Below are 18208 nucleotides of genomic sequence, written 5' to 3'. Positions count from 1 at the left end.
GCCATGCTGTGGGCCTGCATTCTTCTTCCGCATCTGGCACTGGACGGCGTGCTGCGCCGCAGGCCGCCCTCGGACGAGCCGCTGGCGCTGGTCACCGGCCATGCGCAGGCACGCAGCCTCTATGCGGTGAACGACGCCGCGCGCGCCGCGGGCTTGCGGCCGGGGCAGCGGCTGGCCGCGGCGCAGGCGCTGCTGGCGCGCTTCGAATCCGTCGAATACGACCCGGCCGCGGCCGAGCGCTGGCATCGCCTGCTCGCCGCCTGGGCCTATCGCTACAGCGCCGAGGTGGCGCTATGGCCGCGCGCGATCGTGCTGGAGATCAGCAAGAGCCTCGGCCTGTTCGGGCCGTGGCCCGAGTTCGAGCGCCGGCTGCGCTGCGACCTCGTCGAGCTGGGCTTCCGCCATCGCATCGCTCTCGCACCCACGGCGCGCGGCGCCCACGTACTGGCCGGCGTGCATGATGGCCTGGCGGTGACGACACCGGATACGTTGCGCGGTGCGCTGCTGCCCATTCCCGTGAGCAAGGCGCGCCTGCCCGCGCAAGCCGCCGACAGCCTCGCCGGCATGGGCCTGCGCACGCTCGGCCAGGTACTGCGTACGCCGCGCGACGGCCTGCGCCGGCGCTTCGGCGACGCGCTGATCGAGCACCTGGATCACCTCACCGGTGCCACGCAGGAAGTGCTGCCGTTCTACCGCCCGCCGGATCGACTGGACCTGGGCATGGAATGGACGCACGAGATCGAGCACGTGGAGGCGCTGGTGTTCCCGCTGCGCCGCCTCGCGGGCGATCTGGCCGCGTATCTGGCCGGGCGCGATGGCGGCGTGCAGCGCTTCATGGTGCGGCTGATCCATCGCGATGGCAGTTCCACCGACGTGAGCATCGGCCTGCTCGCGCCGGAGCGCGACGCGGCCATGCTGTTCGAACACGCACGCGGACGACTGGAACGCACCACGCTGCCGCAGCCGGTAGTGGCGATGCGGCTGGTCGCGCACGAACTGCCACCGTTCGTACCAGCCGGCCGCGACCTGTTCGACACGCGCCCCGCGAACGCACTGCCGCTGGACCAGCTGCGCGAACGCCTGCGCGCCAGGCTGGGCGATGGCGCCATCCATCAATGGCGCGCCAGCACCGACCCGCGCCCGGAGCACGCGCAGACGCGCGATATGCACGCCGAATTCGTCGGCACGCCCGCACCGCTGCCGCGCCCCACCTGGCTGCTGGAAACGCCCATTCCGCTGCGCGGCCCAGCGCCGCGCATCCTCGCCGGACCCGAACGCCTGGAAACCGGCTGGTGGGACGGCGACCTGCGCCGCGACTACTACATGGTGGAAACCGCGCAGGGGCAACGTGCCTGGGTGTTCTGCGGCATCGGCGAACAGGGGCCATGGATGCTGCATGGGTGGTTCGCATGAGCGGCTACGCGGAGCTGCATTGCCTGTCGAACTTCTCGTTCCAGCGCGGAGCATCGAGCGCTGCCGAGTTGTTCGAGCGGGCGAAGGCGTGCGGCTACGAGGCGCTGGCCATCACCGACGAATGCTCGCTGGCGGGCATCGTGCGCGCGTACGAGGCTTCGCTGGAAACCGGCTTGAAGCTGATCGTCGGCGCGGAGTTCACGCTGGACGATGGCCTGCGCTTCGTCCTGCTGTGCGAGAACCGCGAAGGCTATGCCTCGTTGTGCGGGCTCATCACGCGCGGCCGGCGCGCCTCGACCAAGGGCACGTATCACCTCGCCCGCGCCGATCTCGCCGATGGCCTGCCAGGCACGCTGGCGCTGTGGCTGCCGCAGCCCGCACCGAACGCCGAGGATGGGCGCTGGCTGGCCGAGCGCTTTGCACAGCGGCTATGGCTGGCGATCGAATTGCATCGCGGACCGGACGACGACGCCCGCCTGCGCCAGCTCGAAAGCCTCGCCGCCGACCTGGATATCCCTGCGGTCGCCACGGGCGATGTGCATATGCACGTACGTGGCCGGCGCGCGTTGCAGGACACGCTTACCGCGATCCGCCACGGCCTGACCGTGGCGCAGGCGGGCGCGGTGCTATTCAAGAACGGCGAACGGCATCTGCGCAAACGTGAGGCGCTGGCGCAGATCTATCCGGTGCATCTGCTGGACGAGACCGTGCGCATCGCGGACCGGTGCCAGTTCTCCATGGACCAGCTCCGCTACCGCTATCCGGCGGAGCTGGTGCCGGCCGGATACACCGCCACATCATGGTTGCGCGAGCTCACCGAGCAAGGCATCCGCGAGCGCTGGGCAGACGGCATCAGTCCGGAGAACCGGGCCAAGATCGAGAAGGAACTCGCGCTCGTTCAACAACTGGAATACGAGCACTACTTCCTCACTGTCGAAGACATCGTCCGCTATGCGCGCAGCCAGGGCATTCTCTGTCAGGGCCGCGGCTCGGCCGCCAACTCCGTGGTGTGCTACGCGCTCGGTGTCACCAGCGTCAGCCCCGACGAAGCCAACCTGCTCACCGAACGCTTCATGTCGGAGAGCCGCAAGGACAGCAAGTTCGGCCGCCCCGAGCCGCCCGACATCGACATCGATTTCGAGCATGAGCGGCGCGAGGAGGTCATTCAGTACATCTACCGCAAGTACGGCCGCGAACGCACCGCACTGGCCGCCACGGTGATCAGCTACCGCGGCCGCAGCGCCGCGCGCGACGTGGGCAAGGCGCTAGGCCTGTCCACCGACCAGGTAGCGGCGCTGAGCGACGTGTTCGCCTGGCGCAACGGCGGTTCGCTGGACCAGCACCTGCGCGAGGCCGGCCTGGATCCGGAAAGCCCGCTGCTCAAGCGCGTGCTGGTTCTCGCCTACGAGCTATTGGATTTTCCGCGTCATCTCTCGCAGCACGTGGGCGGCTTCGTGATCTCCGACGCACCACTGTCCCAACTGGTGCCGGTGGAAAACGCGGCCATGGCCGACCGCACCATCATCCAGTGGGACAAGGATGACCTGGACCGGATGAATCTGCTGAAAGTGGATTGCCTGGCGCTGGGGATGCTCACGTGCGTGCGCAAGTGCCTGGATCTGATGGCGCGCCATGACGGCGTATCGCACACCATGGCGTCGATCCCGCATGACGACGATGCCACCTACGAGATGATCCAGAAGGCCGACACCATCGGCGTGTTCCAGATCGAAAGCCGCGCGCAGATGTCGATGCTGCCGCGCCTGCGGCCGAAGGATTACTACGACCTGGTGATCCAGGTGGCCATCGTGCGTCCGGGACCGATCCAGGGCGACATGGTGCATCCCTATTTGCGACGAAGACGCGGCGAAGAGCCAGTGACCTATCCCTCACCTGCATTCGAAAAAGTGCTGCAGCGGACACTCGGCGTGCCGCTGTTCCAGGAACAGGTCATGCAGCTGGCGATGGAAGCGGCCGGCTACAGCGGTGCCGAGGCCGATGACCTGCGTCGCGCGATGGCCGCCTGGAAACGCCACGGCGGCATGGAGCGCCATCGCGAGCGATTGATGAAGGGCATGGCGGATAACGGCTACAGCGCCGACTTCGCCGCCCGCCTCTTCGAGCAGATCAAAGGCTTCGGCAGCTACGGCTTTCCTGAAAGTCATGCCGCCGGTTTCGCCAAGGTCGCCTATGTCAGCGCCTGGCTCAAATGCCACCACCCGGCGGCTTTCGCCTGCGCCCTGCTCAACGCGCAGCCGATGGGCTTCTACAGTGCCAGCCAGATCGTGCAGGACGCGCGGCGGCATAAGGTTGCCGTGCTGCCGGCGGATGTCCGCTACAGCGATTGGGATTGCACGCTCGAACGCCACACGCGCAGCGGTGGCGGTCTCGCCCTGCGCCTGGGCCTGCGCCAGGTGCGCGGCTGCTCGGAAACCGTGACGCGACGCCTCGCGCAGGCACGCGAGCGCGCTCCGTTCGCCGATATCGTCGACCTCTGCACGCGCGCCAACCTGGATCGGCGCCACCAGGATCTGCTCGCCGATGCCGGCGCGCTGCGCGGGCTTGCCGGACATCGCCATCGCGCGAAATGGGCGGTCAGCGGCGTGGAGGCGCAGTTGCCGTTGTTCGGCCGGGCCAGTCCCGTCGAGGACGACATCGTGCTTCCGCCGCCGACGCAGGCGGAAAACCTGCTGGCCGACTACGCGCACACGGGCCTCAGCCTGGGGCCGCATCCGCTGCGCCTATTGCGCGCTCGCCTGCGGGCGCACCGCTTCCTGGATTCGAAACAGCTCGGCCAGTTGCCACATGAGGCGCCGGCGCGCGTCGCCGGCCTCGTCACCCAGCGCCAACAACCGCAGACCGCCAGCGGCGTCACTTTCATCACGCTCGAAGACGAGCACGGGCCAGTCAATGTGGTGGTGTGGCGACACGTAGCCGAACGTCAGCGGCGCCCTTATCTGGAATCACGCCTGCTCGGCGTGGAGGGTCATTGGGAGACCGTCGATGGCGTCAACCACCTGATCGCGCGGCGATTGCTGGATCTCAGCCCGCTGCTCGGCGCGCTCGACGCGCGCTCGCGCGACTTCCACTGAGCGGCGCGATCAGGCTTCCGCCAGGCCTCGCGCCACTTCATCGAGACGATCGAGATACGCCTCCACCCGGCGCCGGAACGCCTGCGCATCCGCCAGTGCCTCATAACGGGATTCGGCCTTCAAGGCATGCTCCAGCGCCTCGCCCTCCGCGGTGAGCGGATTGCTGCCGAACACCTGCAGGCCGCCGAGCAGCCGGTGGACCCAATGCGCCACGTCGGCCGGACGGCGCCCCTCGACCAGCATATCGAGGGTGGCCAGGTCGCCGCGGGTGGCGCGCACGAAGCGCACCATCAGCGACTGAATCACCTGATCGTCGCCGAAGCTTTCGCGCAGCGCCGCCAGATCCACGTCGAATTCCGCGGCGCCGGCGGGCGCCACGTCGACAACAGCCGGCATCGATCCACCAAAGGCCCGTTCCAGCTTGGCGCGCAGCTCCGGAATGCGCACTGGCTTGGGCAGGAAATCGTCCATGCCCGCCTCGGTGCAGCGCTCCAGTTCGCCCGGCATCGCGTTCGCCGTCATGGCCAGGATGCGCAGGTGCTCACCGCTGTGGGTTTCGCGTCGGCGGACCGCGCGCGCCAACTCATAGCCATCCATCAATGGCATATGGCAGTCGGTAATCAGCAGCGCATAGGTCTGGCGCTCGAGCGCGTCAAGCGCGTCCTTGCCGTTGCCGACTACATCGCAGGGATACCCGAGCTTCTCCAGCTGCGCGGCGATGAGGGTCTGGTTGATCGGATTGTCTTCCGCGACCAGCACGCGCTGGTCGCTCTTGGGAAGGCGCGTGACTTCGCCGGCAAGGCCGGCCTCGCCGGCATCCAGGCCGAGCGCCTGCTGGCAGGCGATGGCGAAGGTGCTCCATTTGAGCGGATTGCTGGTGATGGTCACACCCGAGGCATCGCTGACATACCCATGTGGATCGGGAATGCCCGTGACCGCAATCGTAGCCCGCGCGTCGCGCGGCCGGCTGCCGCCGAACTCCTCGTCGACGAACAGCAGGTCGGGATGTCCGTAGTTGCCCTGCGCATCCACCGTCATGCCAAGAGCCAGCAGATACTGCTCAAGCGCATGCGCCACTTCCGCGTCCGCCACCTCGACGCGCGCCACGCGGCCGCGCAGCACGTGATGGGATAGCTCGCGGCGATGGATGGGGACGGTCAGATCCACGTACATCCGCGTTCCCTTGTTCACCTCGCTTTCCAGCCAGATATCGCCGCCCATCATCTCGACCAGACGCCGACAGATGTACAAGCCAAGCCCCGTGCCACCGTAGCGGCGGGTGGTAGACGACTCCGCCTGCGTGAATGGCTCGAACAGGCGCTGCACCTGATCGGGCGACATGCCGATGCCCGTATCGATGACGCTGAAACGCACGCGCTGGGCGTCGCCATGATCCTCCAGCATATCCACCCGCACGCTCACGGAGCCGAGCACGGTGAACTTGATGGCGTTGCTGAGCAGGTTGAGCAGTACCTGGCGCAGGCGCACGTTCTCGGCGCTGACCTCCGCAGCCAGGCGCTCGTCGATATCCACGCCAATGGCCAGGCCTTTGCGGTGCGCCTGCGCGGAAAGCACGCTCACGGTACTGTCGACCAGATCGCGCACGTCCACCGGTACGTACTCGATAGTGAGGCGGCCGGCTTCCATCTTGGAGAAGTCCAGCACGTCATCGAGAATCTGCAGCAATGCGGTGGCGGAAGCTTCCACCGTGCCGAGCATCTGGCGCTGCTCCTGGCTGAGCTGGGTATGGCCGAGCAGTTCGAGCATGCCGATCACGCCATTCATTGGCGTGCGGATCTCGTGACTCATGGTGGCGAGGAATTCGGTCTTGGCCTGCGTGGCGGTTTCCGCCTGTTCCTTGGCCTTGGCCAGCTGCTCCGCCTGCAGATGCTGCTCGGTCACGTCGATCCAGTAGCCGCTAAAATGCACCGCCGCTCCGTGCTTGCGCGGCGTGGCGCGGGTCGATACCCAGCGGACGCCGTCCCCGGCCTTCACCCGCATGATGGCGTGAAGCGGCGTCATCGCGGCGGCCGCGCGGGCCACGTCGGCCATCAGCGGCTCCCGGTCTTCCTCCACGATCGTCGCGAAGGCCCGAGGCTCGTCGTCGATGAAGACCCGTGCGGGGATGCCGAACACCGGTTCCGGGTTGCCGCCGACGAACAGGAACTGCACGCCGTCTTCCGGCGCATAGCGAAACTTGTAGACCACCGCTGGCAAGTTGCGCGTGATATCCGTGAGCTCCTGCTCGCTGCGCTGGCGCTCGCGCGTCTCGCGGCGCAGCCGCAGGTAGGCATAGGACACGGTAAGCAGGAACAACACGATCACGGCGATCAGCGGCAGGGTCTTGCGGGTGATCTCCTTCCAGGTGCCGCCATAGGTGTAGTGCGAAGCAAGCCAGGTATTGCGGATGGACTGCTGCTTGCGCTCGGACATGTTCACCAGGACGCGGTTGATCAGCGGCACCAGCGGCGCGTACCGCTTGGCGACGCCCATCGACAGCAAGATGTGTTCATCCGTCGGCGCGTTGATCTTCAGCCGCCCCGGAAAACGTTCGCGCATCACGAAGTCCGCATTGGCCAGATCGCCGATGAATGCATCCGCCCTGCCGTCCGCCACCATCGCCAGACCTTCTTCCGTACTCGTCACGGGGATGACCTGCATGCCGTGCGCGCGCTCGACGACGGACTTGATCGACTGCTTGCTGATGTTCGCGCTGACGCGCAGACCGGCCAGATCCCGGATGCCCGGAATGGCGTTGGCATCGGCACGGGTGATGATCATCACCGGGTAGTCCAGGTAGGCCACGCTGGCATCCATGAACTTGGCGTGCTCCTTGCTGAGCGGCGACATCGCCGGCAGCAGGTCGACCTTGCCTTCCTCCGCCAACCGCACCGTCTCAGCCCAGTTGCGCGCCGGCACGTAGGTCAGGCTCAGGTTCAGGGCTTTGGCGACTTCCCGCAGATAGTCGCTGGCGATGCCAGCGGGTTGGCCGTTGCGGTCAAGCAGCGTATAGGGCGGCGAGGTGGGATCGAAGGAGACCCTCAATGGCGGCAGCTGGCGCAGCCAGGCCCGTTCCTCGTCGCTGAGCGGCACCGAGGAATCGTCGCCGCGCACATGGCGGAGGTCGCCATTGAGCCATGGCGCACGCAGGCGCGCATGATCGTCGTTGCCCAGCCCTTCCAGCGCCTTGTCCAGTGCATTGATCAGCAATGTGCGGTCGCGCGGCGCGCCGAAGCACAGCGCCGAGATCGGCAGCGCGACGGGTGCGCCCACGCGCAGCTGGTTCTGCAGGCCCGCGGCGGCGATGGAAAGCCTCGCCGCATAAGGATCCTCGATGTAGGCGTCGGCGCGGCCGTCGGCCACCATCTGCAACGCCTCGCGCGCGCTCTCAGCCTGCAGCAGCCTCACGCCCGGGAGGTACTGCCGCGCCGTGCTGGCGGTGGCATCATCGACCAGGCTCACCAGAGTAGCGTTGCGCAGCTCTGCTACATCTTTGATGCGGTCGTCGTCGACGCGCGTGACCAGGGACGGAAAATCCTCGAAATACGGCTGGCTGAAATCCAGGTAGCTCTCACGCTCCGGCGTGGGCGAGACGTTCATGACCAGATCCACGGCACCCGTGCGCACGGCACCGAGAAGCGCCTGCCAGCTGGGAAAGACCCGGTACTTCACCTGCACGCCGAGGCGGCCGGCAAAATCGGCCAGATAGTCCGGCCCCATGCCGCGCACGTCGCCATTGACCACGCTTTCGAAAGGAGCGAAGCCTTCCGTGTACGTGCCGACCACCACGACCGGATGAGCGCGCAGCCACTGCTCTTCTTCCTGCGTCAGGTGGACTTGCTCAGCCTGGGCAAGGCGCATCACGCCAAGAAGCATCGCGAGCAGACAATAGCGCAACCAGGCCATCCGGATTTTTTCCTTTGATAGGGAAAGCCGGCGGTACACCCCGGCCCTTGCCGATTTTGCTGAAGCTACGGCCCCACCCGGCGATGCGACAGAGCGAAACGGGACCGCTCCATGTTCCGGGCCGCGACGTCAGCACCGCGGGACGCAAACAATGCCGCTGACTACAACACCATGGCCAACGGATCGCCGCAGCGCCAGGCGGACCATAACGCGACCTGCGCCGGCTCCCTGCCCGCCTCGATCGCGACGCGCGTCGCATGTCGGGGGAGGGTCGCTTCCCGCTCGGCCAGAAGCGTGGCGAAGGCGACGGCATCGAACAGGTCGTAGCGGTAACCGATCTGCTGGTCGTTACGGAAAATCGCCCACCCGCGGGCCGGGCTGCTGGTCACTTGGTATTCCACATGGGTGATCATTTGGCGCTCTCGTGTCGAGGGGCCGCTGACATACGCGACCCGTCAAGGGAGCAACCACCTTATTCAGCCCAATCGCGTGGAAAAATCGGATCGATCTGAAATATTCATCTGAAACCGGATACCCCGATCGCCTTGGCATTCGCTCATTTGAGTCCATGCGCGAGGGCATACGCCATGATTTCCTGATCGCTTTTCAGACCGAGCTTCTTCATTGCCTGTCGCTTCTGCGTACTGACCGTCTTCACGCTGCGATTGAGGTCCTTGGCGATGTCGGTCACCTTGGCGCCTTCAATGAACTTGCGCAGCACCTCCATTTCACGAGGCGAAGGCTCATTGGTCGTCTCCGTCGGCACCTCCATATCGGTCTGCTCGAAGCGCTCGCGCAACGTCTTGCTGACGAAGGATTTGCCGTTGATGACCGCGCGAACCGCGTGCACCAGCTCGCCGATGCCAGCGCGCTTGTCGGCCAGGCCGAGCACACCCTGGTTCTGCAGGGTGCGCAGCACGCCGACGTTATTGACCATGGTCTGCACGATCACCGGTATGCCGGGGAAACGCGACGCCAGCGCCACGATCAACGGCAGGCCATCGTCCAGACGGGCGCTGGTCATTTCGTCGCCGCTGCCGGCGGCGCGGGGCATGGAAAAGTCCGTGACGATCACATCGCAAGGACAGCGCTTCAGCAACTCGATGAGCTCATGCCCGTTTTGGGCCTCGCCCACGACCTTGATGTCGCCCGCACGCTCCAGCACGGCCTGGACGCCGGCAAGCACCACGGGATGATCGTCCGCAACGATGACTCGTATCTGCACGCTGCCCCCATGTGTTTCACGATCCTTGATGCCGCTTCCCTGAGCCCCGGCGATCAGCCCACTATCAGGCATTTCCGCCTGCCAGTAGGCGCTCTGGCCTGAGTCCGTTCCGTGCGTGGCGCGAACATCATAGGAGATAGGATTAATCTTAGTCATGTCAGTGCCAAAGTTGGAAATGCCAAGAAATCGAAATGCCCGAAATGCTTTTTTTTGCGGGACGTCAAGACCGAATTTACAAACTGCCTGCCCCTCGAAAGATGAATGAGACCAAGAGCAGCGCGTCGGACAGGTAAGTTGTCTGAAAATGCCGAAAAGTGGCATGGGATTTGTCTTAAAGAACTAAGACGGCGTGACCATTTAAGAGTCGTCTTACGCCACCGCCTCCTTATCCCCCGCACACCTCCACGCTCCGCCCCGAGCCTTGCCGGCTTGACGCCCGGATGCCTCTCGAGCGGCCCCTTCCGGGCCCTTTTCCCCGTCAGATGGCATAATGGCGACCCTGGGCTGCCCATCGGGCAGCGCTCGTCAGGCAGCGCCCCGCCACCCACACGAGTCGACGAGCCGGTCCGCGCCGGCCCGCCTCCCTGCGCAATCCACTCGAATCCTCTTAAGTCACGGTAATCGCATGGTCGCATTGGCAACGGAGCACGTGATCGACGTGCACCACTGGAACGACACCCTTTTCAGCTTCCGCACGACGCGCGACCCCGGCTTCCGCTTCGACAGCGGTCAGTTCGTGATGATCGGCCTGGAAGTGGACGGCCGCCCCCTCATGCGCGCCTACTCGATCGCTAGCGCGAACTGGGAAGAACACCTGGAGTTTTTCAGCATCAAGGTGCCAAACGGCCCCCTTACCTCGCGACTGCAGCACCTCAAGCCGGGCGACCCGGTCACGGTCAGCCGCAAACCGACCGGCACGCTGGTGCTCAACGATCTGAAGCCGGGCAAGCATCTTTACCTGCTCGGGACCGGCACCGGCCTGGCGCCCTTCATGAGCATCGTCCGCGACCCGGAAACCTACGAACGCTTCGACAAGATCGTGGTGGCCCATGGCGTGCGCCACGTCAACGACCTGGCCTATGCTGACTATCTGGAACGCGAGCTGCCGCAGCACGAATACCTGGGCGACATGGCGCGCGAAAAGCTCATCTACTACCCCACCGTGACGCGTGAACCCTATCGTCATCGCGGCCGCATTACCGATGCGATCGCCGACGGGATGATGAGCCAGGCCATCGGCCTGCCGCCGCTCAATCCGGAAACCGACCGCGTGATGCTTTGCGGCAGCCCCTCCATGCTGGAGGACACCAGCGCATTGCTCGATGGCCGCGGCTTCCAGGTCTCGCCGCGCACGCGCGAACCGGGCGATTACGTGGTCGAGCGCGCCTTCGTCGAGAAATGACCGAGCGGGCGCACCGCTACTGGCGGATGCGCCCCTGCCCCTCGTTGTCCCAGTAGCCGAAGATCCGCCGCGCCACCAGCTTGTAGAGCCGCTTGAATGTGGCGCGCCACAACCGTGCGTGCGGCGCCGGCGTCGACAGGATCGCGCGCTGGCGTGCGCTCAGGGCATCGGGGCAATAGGTGCGCTTGTGCTTCAACAGGTGTCGCAGGTCCTCGCGCGCAAGCAGTCGGAACAGCCGTCCGCGGCGGCCGCGCGTCCAGGCGATCTGGAAATCCACCAGCGCCGGGCGGCCATCCTCGCGCACCAGCCAGTTGGGTTCTTTCGCCAGATCGTTGTGCACGATGCCGCGGCGGTGCAGCGCAGCGAGCAGACGCAGCGCATCGCGATAGTAGGCACGATCCCGCGGCCCGACCTGCTGCATCGGCGCACCGGCGATATAGCCGCGCAGCAGCTCCCGCCCATCCCATCGCAACAGCGGAGGAACCCCATCGAGGCCGCTCAGCCTGGCCAGCGCGCGTGCCTCGCGGGCGGCGGCCCGGCGCGCGAAACCACGCGCCCACCAGCGCGCCGCGGCCACATCGCGGCGGATCACCACGGCGCCATCGCGATGGGTCACTTCGATGCGGCCCAGTTCATCGGCCTTGAGCAGGGTGGTATCGCTGGGATTCACGGGCGTGGATTCAAGGACATTCCGGCAAACTGGGGCACACGTACACTGGTCCGCATACCGCGAGTAGGGCGTATTGTGGCCGATCCACTCCCGGTACGCCCGTCGCGGCGCCATCCGCCGACGCCCGCCTCACGCGCCAAGGAACGACATGGACATCGCCCTGTACCTGCTCGCCGCCCTGCTGATGATCGGCGGCCTTGCCGGCAACATCCTGCCCGCACTGCCGGGCATTCCGATGATCTTCGGCGGCATCTGGCTGGCCGCCGCGGTGGACGGCTACCAGCGTGTGGGCACGGGCTGGCTGGTGACCATCGGGGTGTTGGGCGCATTTGGCGTGCTGGTGGATTTCATGGCCGGCGTGCTCGGCGCCAAGCGCGTGGGCGCCAGCAAGATGGCCTTATGGGGGGCGACGCTGGGGACGTTGATCGGTATGTTCTTCGGTCTGATCGGGCTGGCGCTCGGGCCCTTCGTGGGCGCGCTCGCGGGCGAGCTGGCCGCCGGCAACAGCGTGCTGCGCTCCACCCACGTCGGCATCGGCACCTGGCTCGGCCTGCTGTTCGGCACGCTGGTGAAGCTGGTGATCTCGCTGGTGATGATCGGCCTGTTCGGCTTCGCCATGCTGGTCGGCTGAGACGTTTCACGCCACCTTCGCCGGCGGCGTGCCGTCCTGCGCCACCTGCCCGGGCGACCTTCGGCACAGGCGCGCCGCGGCGTCGGCCTCTTAGGCTGGCGCGACCACTACAGGGATTTCCTCCATGAGCAAACGCCTCGCTTTTGTCGTTGCCGCCGCGCTGGCGGCGACCGGCTCCGTCCATGCCCAGGCTTCGTCTCCGGCCTGGATCGCGCGCAGCAACGAAGACGCCAAGGTGCTGCTGGACGTCATGGCCCGCTTCTCCCCCGAGTTCGCCTCGCAGGTCGGCTTGCCCGGTTACGACGACAAGGTGGCCGACCTCAAGCCGGGCGTGGACGACCGTTCCCGCGCCGCGTTGCTGGACGCCAAGGGCAAGCTGCAGAAACTGCTCGCCACGGAGAAGGACTCGAACGTGCGGCAGGACCTGCAGATCATGCTCAAGAGCATCGACGACCAGGTCGAAGGCATCGATCTCAATCGCAAGTACATGCTGCCCGTGCAGGACGTGGGCCAGCTGATCTTCGGCGGCGAGTTCGCGCTGCTCAAGGATGACGTGGACCCCAAGCGCCGCGCGCTCGCGCTCAATCGCCTGCAGTGCTACGTCGGCAAGGCGCCGGGCTGCACCCCGCTCACCGAGTTGGCGAAGACACGCACCACCGAGCGTCTGGACAACAAGTCGCTGCTCGGCCCTTACAAGGGCGAGATCGAGCAGAAGCTGTCCAATACGCCGCGCTACGTCGACGGCGTACGCCAGCTCTTCGCCAAGTACAAGCTGGACAACGCCGAAGGCAAGGCCGCGCTCGATGCGCTGGACAGCCAGATGAAGGATTACGACGCCTGGGTGCGCAGCACGGTGCTGCCGCGCGCGCGCGCCGATTTCCGCCTGCCCGAGCCTGTGTACGCGTACAACCTGCGCCAGGTCGGCATCGACATCCCGCCACAGGAGCTGATCAAGCAGGCCGAACTGGAATTCGTCGAGCTGCGCTCGGCCATGCAGATGATGGCGCCGGTGGTGGCCAAGGCCGAGAACATCCAGGCCAGCGACTATCGCGACGTACTCAAGGCGCTCAAGAAACAGCAGCTTGCCAAGGACCAGGTGATGCCCTGGTATGGCGAGATCATCGGCAAGATCGAGGACATCATCCGTCGTGAGCGCATCGTCACCCTGCCCCAGCGCAAGATGGCCATGCGTCTGGCCTCGGAAGCCGAGGCAGCGGCCGTGCCGGCGCCGCACATGGACCCGCCGCCCTTCATCAACAACAAGGGCGAACAGGGCACATTCGTGCTGACCATGGGCAACCCCTCGGCCAAGGCCGGCAGCTCGGATGCGTATGACGACTTCACCTTCAAGGCCGCCGCGTGGACGCTGACGGCGCACGAAGGACGGCCGGGCCACGAACTGCAGTTCGCGGCGATGGTGGAGCGCGGCGTCTCGCTGGCGCGCAGCCTGTTCGCCTTCAACAGCGTCAACGTCGAGGGGTGGGCGCTGTACGCCGAAGCCGAAACGCTGCCCTACGAGCCACCGGCCGGCCAGTTCGGCGCGCTGCAGATGCGCATGATGCGCGCGGCCCGCGCCTACCTGGATCCGATGCTCAACCTCGGCCTGATCACGCGCGAGCGCGCCCATGACGTGCTCACCCACGACGTCGGCCTGTCAGAGGCGCTGGCACGCCAGGAGCTGGATCGCTACACCTTCAACAGCCCTGGCCAGGCCACGGCGTATTTCTACGGCTACATGCGCCTGCAGCAGCTGCGGCTGGAGACCGAGTTGACGCTCGGCTCGCGCTTCGACCGCAAAGCCTTCAATGATTTCGTGATCAATCAGGGCCTGCTGCCACCGCAACAGCTGGCCGAGGCAGTGCATAGCCAGTTCATTCCGCCATACCAGAAGAAGCCCTGAGCCGGCCTGTCCAACAAAGGTTTCCCGTCAAGGCCGGCGTTTGCGCGCCGGCCTTTTTTGCGCTGCGCGCAGGCTCTTTTCCAGCCAGATGGCGAACACAGGGGTATCGCCGGTAAGCGCCGGCGGCAGGATCAGGTATTGGCGACTGGCCTTTGCGACACCCCGGGGAATGAAGCGCGTCACACCGTCCAGTGCGAGCAGTTCGGGCTGATCCGCAGGTGCCAGCTTGAGTGCCAGTCCGCCGTCGCCCAGCCACGCGCAGGGCTTCTCGTAGAGGTAGGCCATCAGGCCGCCGAACATGGGATGGAAGCGTAGTTCGTGCGCGATACCTAGATGCGTCGCCGCATCTTCCAGGTCGCGGCGCATCGCTTCCCGTGCGCTCACGACGCCGGGTCGGGAATCACGTAGAGCAGCACGGCAAGGTAATGCAGCACGCTGCCGGCCAGCACGAAACCGTGCCATACCGCGTGATGGTAAGGCATGCGCCGCGCCAGATAGAACGGCACGCCGGCCGTATAGGCGACGCCACCGGCGATCAGCAGCACCATCCCACCGGTTTCCAGGTGCGCGCTCAGCGGCTTGAACGCCACCGCGCCCACCCAGCCCATTGCCACGTACAGCAGCACGGCGAACTTGCGGTAGCGCTTGAGCACGCCCAGCTCCAGCGCGCTGCCGGCGAGCGCCAGCGTCCAGATCAAGGCGAACAGGCTCCAGCCCCAGGCGCCCGGCAGGGCCACCAGGGTGAAAGGCGTGTAGGTACCGGCGATCAGCAGGAAGATCGCGATGTGATCGAGTGTGCGCAGTACCCGCTTGGCCAGCTCACCGTGGATCGAGTGGTACAGCGTGGAAGCGGTGTAGCAAAGGATCAGCGTGCTGCCGAACACCGCGCTGGCTACCACCGCGCGCGCATCGCCCACCAGCGACGCATAAGCCACCAGCGTCGCCAGGCCGGCGATGCTGAGCAGGATGCCGATGCCGTGGATGACGCTGCTGGCGAGTTCATCGCCGAAGGCGTAGCGCGGGACTGCGGCGCTTGAGGTGACCGACATGGGGGATGTCCTTGGAGCAGGGTGCGCCAGCCGGCGCTCCCGCTCACCTTACCCGCGCCGCACGGCTTTGCATACTGCGGCGCATGGTGCGCCGGCGGCTATTCGATGATGAAGGCGCCGAAGGCAATACCCAGATTCCATCCCTGCCCGGTACCGCTGAGGGCAAGCGATACATTGCCCTTGGTCAGCACCTGCGCCGCGGCGGATTTCTCCGCGCCGGCATGCACTTCCGCATTGGCGTAATGCCCCTTGATCTCGCCGATGCCATGCACCCCGGTGAACTTGCCCACGCCGTCGGTGATCTTGGTCTTGCCAAAGGTGAGCCCGCCGCCCTTGACGCGGATCCTCACATGCATGCTCTGTCCGTTGTCGCAGCGGACCACGCCGCTGCCGGTGGCGGTCTGGTAGAACACCGACCAGCCGGATACCTGGAAGTCCATCTTGCAGGATATATCCGCCGCCTTGGCCGGCGCCGGCATCCCCCCCCAGGCCAGCGCCAGCGCGACGCAGCCCAACCATTTCTTCCACATGACCGTTCTCCTTCGTGCGGACCGGCGCGGCGCCGGGCGCCGTCGATTGTGTAAGCAGGTGCATGAACCGCCGTGAATGGGTTGTTCACGCGGCTTGAACGGCTTGCAAAGCTGTCCAGGCGCAGTGTCCGCAGTCCGGGCATCTCCCCCTCTCTCCCCCGATGCCCGGCTCATTGAGCCCCGCCTCCTGTGCGGGGCCTTTTTTTGTCCCGCATCAATCCTCACCCATCCTCGCGCGTTAAGCTCGAACCGGACTGGCGAACGGAGTGACCCATGCCTTGCACCGACCTGCTGCTGTACCTCCAGGAAACCGACCTGCATAGCCCCGGCCCCCGCGCCGCGCTGGCCCTGGCAGCTCGACTCGGCGCGCGGCTGGACGGACTCTACGTAGCCGACCTCCCGGCCGCCGCCTTCAGCCTGCCGGAGGCCGTGCCGGTTCAGCTGGAAGAAACGCGCCGCCGCTGCGTGGAGGCGGAAGAGCACGGGGCGGAGTGGCAGGGCTTGCTCGCTTCGCGCGGGCTCGCCGGCCAATGGCGCGTCGCCCAGGGCGACACGGTGCAGACCGTCTGTCAGGCGGCAGCTGGCTACGACTACCTGGTGATGGAACGCAGCCAGCAGCGCAGCGATGCGCCGGTGGGCTTCGGTACGGTGTCGCGCTGCGTGTTCGGCAGCGACCGGCCGGTGCTGGTGGTGCCCGATATCGCGCGGGTGGGCGAGGTGATCGGTGCGCGTGTACTGGTGGCCTGGAACGGCAGCCGCGAATCCGCCCTGGCGCTGGCCGCCGCCGTGCCGCTGCTGCAGAAGGCCGACGAGGTCCTGCTGCTCGACGGCAGCGAGATGTACGCCGACAGCATCGCCGTGCTGCCGCCGCCGGGCCTCGCCGACTGGCTGGAACGCCATGGCATCAAGGCACGCATCCAGACCCTCGACGCCGGCCCCACCCATGCTGCCGGCACCTTGATCCTGGACGCGGCACGCGGCCACGGTGCCGACCTGCTGGTGATGGGCGCCTGGAGCCGTTCGCGCCTCGCGCAAATGGTCCTGGGCGGCACGACCCGCCACCTTTTCATGCACGGCGATTTGCCGATGCTGGTGGCTCACTAGAAAAAAGGGATCGGCAAACGCGGGAAGAGAACGCGTGGAGCGTACTCCGGTTTAGCCGTCCATACACCTCTTGCACAGGCGGTTCCGGCAGGCATAGGCTGGATTCGCGTTCCGCACGATCCCCCTGCGTCCCCACGCAGCGTGCCCAGGGCGCGTCCACATCGCCATCATCGTCAGGAGGTCGCTCATGCCGTCCGCAAGCCTGGCTGTCGCTCATCGTCCCCATCCCGACCGCGTGCGCATCGCTGCGCTCAGCGCGGCCATCGCCGTCAATCTCGCCATGCTGCTGGCTGCCCTGCGGCCAATGGCGCCGCAGATCGCCACCACTGTCGATCACACTCGGGAGATGGTCCTGACCTGGGTCACCGCGCCGCCGAAGGTACCCGACCCGCCACCGCCGGTCGTCATGAAACCGCAGCCGACACCGCCGCCCGTCGTGCCGCATACGCGCGTACAGCCCAAGATGGCGCCACCGGTCGCCACGCCTACAGACGAAGGCAGCATGGTCGCGCCACCGGCGGTAACCACGCCCGGCATCGAAACGGCTACCGATACGCCGCCGCAGGCCGCTGTCGACACGGCACCGATCGAAGCGTCGCTCGCCTACCGCTCTGCACCGCTTACTTTCCCCGCGCAGGCCATCCGCCAGAAGATGCACGGCACCGTGATGCTGCGCGTGCTCGTCGATGCGGAAGGCAAGCCGTTGCAAGTGGAGATCGAACACACGAGCGGTCATTCGCTGCTGGATCGCAGCGCGCACGATCAGGTGCTGGCCAACTGGCGTTTCCAACCGGCGATGGTGCAGGGCCACGCCGTGTCCGCATGGGCGCGCGTGCCCGTGAGCTTCGAACTGCAGCAGCTATAGCGAAGACAACCACGCCAAACCGCACGTATGAAATGAAGGCCTGATTGAGGTAAGGGCCGACCGGTCTTGCGTGACCGGCCGGCCCTTTCCACGGCAACCTTGCTGAATCGATCAGTGCGCCGGACCGGCGATGGCCGGCGCGCGGCGTCCGGCGCGAACCACCAGCCATACCAGCGCGACGAGTAGCAGCGCCGGCAGGCACAGCGGCAGCAGGGCCAGCAACACCACCGGTGCCGCAATCAGCAGCGCGAGCCCACCGAACAGCACGCCGAGCGCGGCGCCGAGCAGACCGAATACGCCGCCAACCACCGCGAACACGCATTTGAACAGCAGGCCGATCAGCGAGCCGACCAGCCACAGCGCCAGCACCGTCATCACGATCACGCTCAACACGAACATGGCGTCCTCCTTGCAATGGCGC

15 protein-coding genes are annotated in these 18208 nt (G+C 66.4%); 7 read left to right on the top strand and 8 right to left on the bottom strand.

The genetic code is table 11. The annotated features are described in order from the left end of the window. Nucleotides 1-3 precede the first annotated feature (3 nt). Both ACNR9O_RS00655 and ACNR9O_RS00650 read left to right on the top strand, forming a co-directional pair. A complete protein-coding gene (locus ACNR9O_RS00655; RefSeq protein WP_473683952.1) occupies nt 4-1413 on the top strand; it encodes a Y-family DNA polymerase in 1410 nt (469 codons plus the stop codon). After that, nucleotides 1410-4505: an error-prone DNA polymerase gene (locus ACNR9O_RS00650; RefSeq protein ID WP_473683954.1), complete on the top strand. Its 3096-nt coding sequence runs from the start codon at nt 1410-1412 to the stop codon at nt 4503-4505. Before ACNR9O_RS00655 ends, ACNR9O_RS00650 begins: the two co-directional genes overlap by 4 nt. A gap of 9 nt (nt 4506-4514) precedes the next feature. Here the strand turns inward: ACNR9O_RS00650 and ACNR9O_RS00645 are convergent, their stop codons facing one another. From ACNR9O_RS00645 to ACNR9O_RS00635, 3 genes are all read right to left on the bottom strand, one after another. Beyond that, nucleotides 4515-8411: a transporter substrate-binding domain-containing protein gene (locus ACNR9O_RS00645; RefSeq protein WP_473683956.1), complete on the bottom strand. Its 3897-nt coding sequence runs from the start codon at nt 8409-8411 to the stop codon at nt 4515-4517. Nucleotides 8412-8572: 161 nt separating this feature from the next. Continuing rightward, nucleotides 8573-8824, bottom strand: coding sequence for a hypothetical protein (locus ACNR9O_RS00640; protein ID WP_473683958.1), 252 nt, complete (start codon nt 8822-8824; stop codon nt 8573-8575). Nucleotides 8825-8967: 143 nt separating this feature from the next. Next, a complete protein-coding gene (locus ACNR9O_RS00635; RefSeq protein ID WP_473683960.1) occupies nt 8968-9792 on the bottom strand; it encodes a response regulator in 825 nt (274 codons plus the stop codon). A 469-nt stretch (nt 9793-10261) separates the two neighbouring features. Between ACNR9O_RS00635 and ACNR9O_RS00630 the strand changes: the two genes are divergently transcribed. Beyond that, a complete protein-coding gene (locus tag ACNR9O_RS00630) occupies nt 10262-11038 on the top strand; it encodes a ferredoxin--NADP reductase (protein WP_473683962.1) in 777 nt (258 codons plus the stop codon). 16 nt (nt 11039-11054) lie between these two features. Here ACNR9O_RS00630 and ACNR9O_RS00625 read toward each other — a convergent pair whose 3' ends face one another. Next, on the bottom strand, nt 11055-11708 hold the full coding sequence (locus ACNR9O_RS00625; RefSeq protein WP_473683964.1) for a protein kinase family protein: 654 nt from the start codon (nt 11706-11708) through the stop codon (nt 11055-11057). A gap of 148 nt (nt 11709-11856) precedes the next feature. Here ACNR9O_RS00625 and ACNR9O_RS00620 point away from each other — a divergent pair, with 148 nt between their 5' ends. Continuing rightward, on the top strand, nt 11857-12339 hold the full coding sequence (locus tag ACNR9O_RS00620) for a DUF456 domain-containing protein (protein WP_473683966.1): 483 nt from the start codon (nt 11857-11859) through the stop codon (nt 12337-12339). A 124-nt stretch (nt 12340-12463) separates the two neighbouring features. Beyond that, complete coding sequence (locus tag ACNR9O_RS00615; protein ID WP_473683968.1) at nt 12464-14239, top strand: DUF885 domain-containing protein; 1776 nt, start codon at nt 12464-12466, stop codon at nt 14237-14239. A gap of 27 nt (nt 14240-14266) precedes the next feature. On the opposite strand, the gene ACNR9O_RS00610 is transcribed toward ACNR9O_RS00615, so the two are convergent. The 3 genes from ACNR9O_RS00610 to ACNR9O_RS00600 all read right to left on the bottom strand — a co-directional run bounded on the left by ACNR9O_RS00610 (nt 14267) and on the right by ACNR9O_RS00600 (nt 15818). Further along, on the bottom strand, nt 14267-14623 hold the full coding sequence (locus tag ACNR9O_RS00610) for a TfoX/Sxy family protein (protein ID WP_473683970.1): 357 nt from the start codon (nt 14621-14623) through the stop codon (nt 14267-14269). Then, a complete protein-coding gene (gene trhA, locus ACNR9O_RS00605) occupies nt 14620-15288 on the bottom strand; it encodes a PAQR family membrane homeostasis protein TrhA (protein ID WP_473683974.1) in 669 nt (222 codons plus the stop codon). The genes ACNR9O_RS00610 and trhA overlap by 4 nt, the downstream gene beginning before the upstream one ends. 98 nt (nt 15289-15386) lie before the next feature. Next, on the bottom strand, nt 15387-15818 hold the full coding sequence (locus ACNR9O_RS00600; protein ID WP_473683976.1) for a hypothetical protein: 432 nt from the start codon (nt 15816-15818) through the stop codon (nt 15387-15389). Between the two features lie 273 nt (nt 15819-16091). On the opposite strand from ACNR9O_RS00600, the gene ACNR9O_RS00595 reads away from it, so the two are divergent. Together ACNR9O_RS00595 and ACNR9O_RS00590 are read left to right on the top strand one after the other, a co-directional pair. After that, nucleotides 16092-16922, top strand: a complete 831-nt coding sequence (locus ACNR9O_RS00595; protein WP_473683978.1) for a universal stress protein — start codon at nt 16092-16094, stop codon at nt 16920-16922. A gap of 187 nt (nt 16923-17109) precedes the next feature. Continuing rightward, the gene (locus ACNR9O_RS00590; protein WP_473683980.1) at nt 17110-17787 is read left to right on the top strand and encodes an energy transducer TonB; all 678 of its coding nucleotides are present in this window, start codon (nt 17110-17112) and stop codon (nt 17785-17787) included. A 111-nt stretch (nt 17788-17898) separates the two neighbouring features. Here ACNR9O_RS00590 and ACNR9O_RS00585 read toward each other — a convergent pair whose 3' ends face one another. Further along, complete coding sequence (locus ACNR9O_RS00585) at nt 17899-18186, bottom strand: hypothetical protein (protein WP_473683982.1); 288 nt, start codon at nt 18184-18186, stop codon at nt 17899-17901. Nucleotides 18187-18208 lie beyond the last annotated feature (22 nt).

Source organism: Dyella sp. CR10 (genome assembly GCF_055814425.1).
Note: the sequence above shows the minus strand (reverse complement) of the source record. Positions and strands in the feature narration are given on the sequence as shown.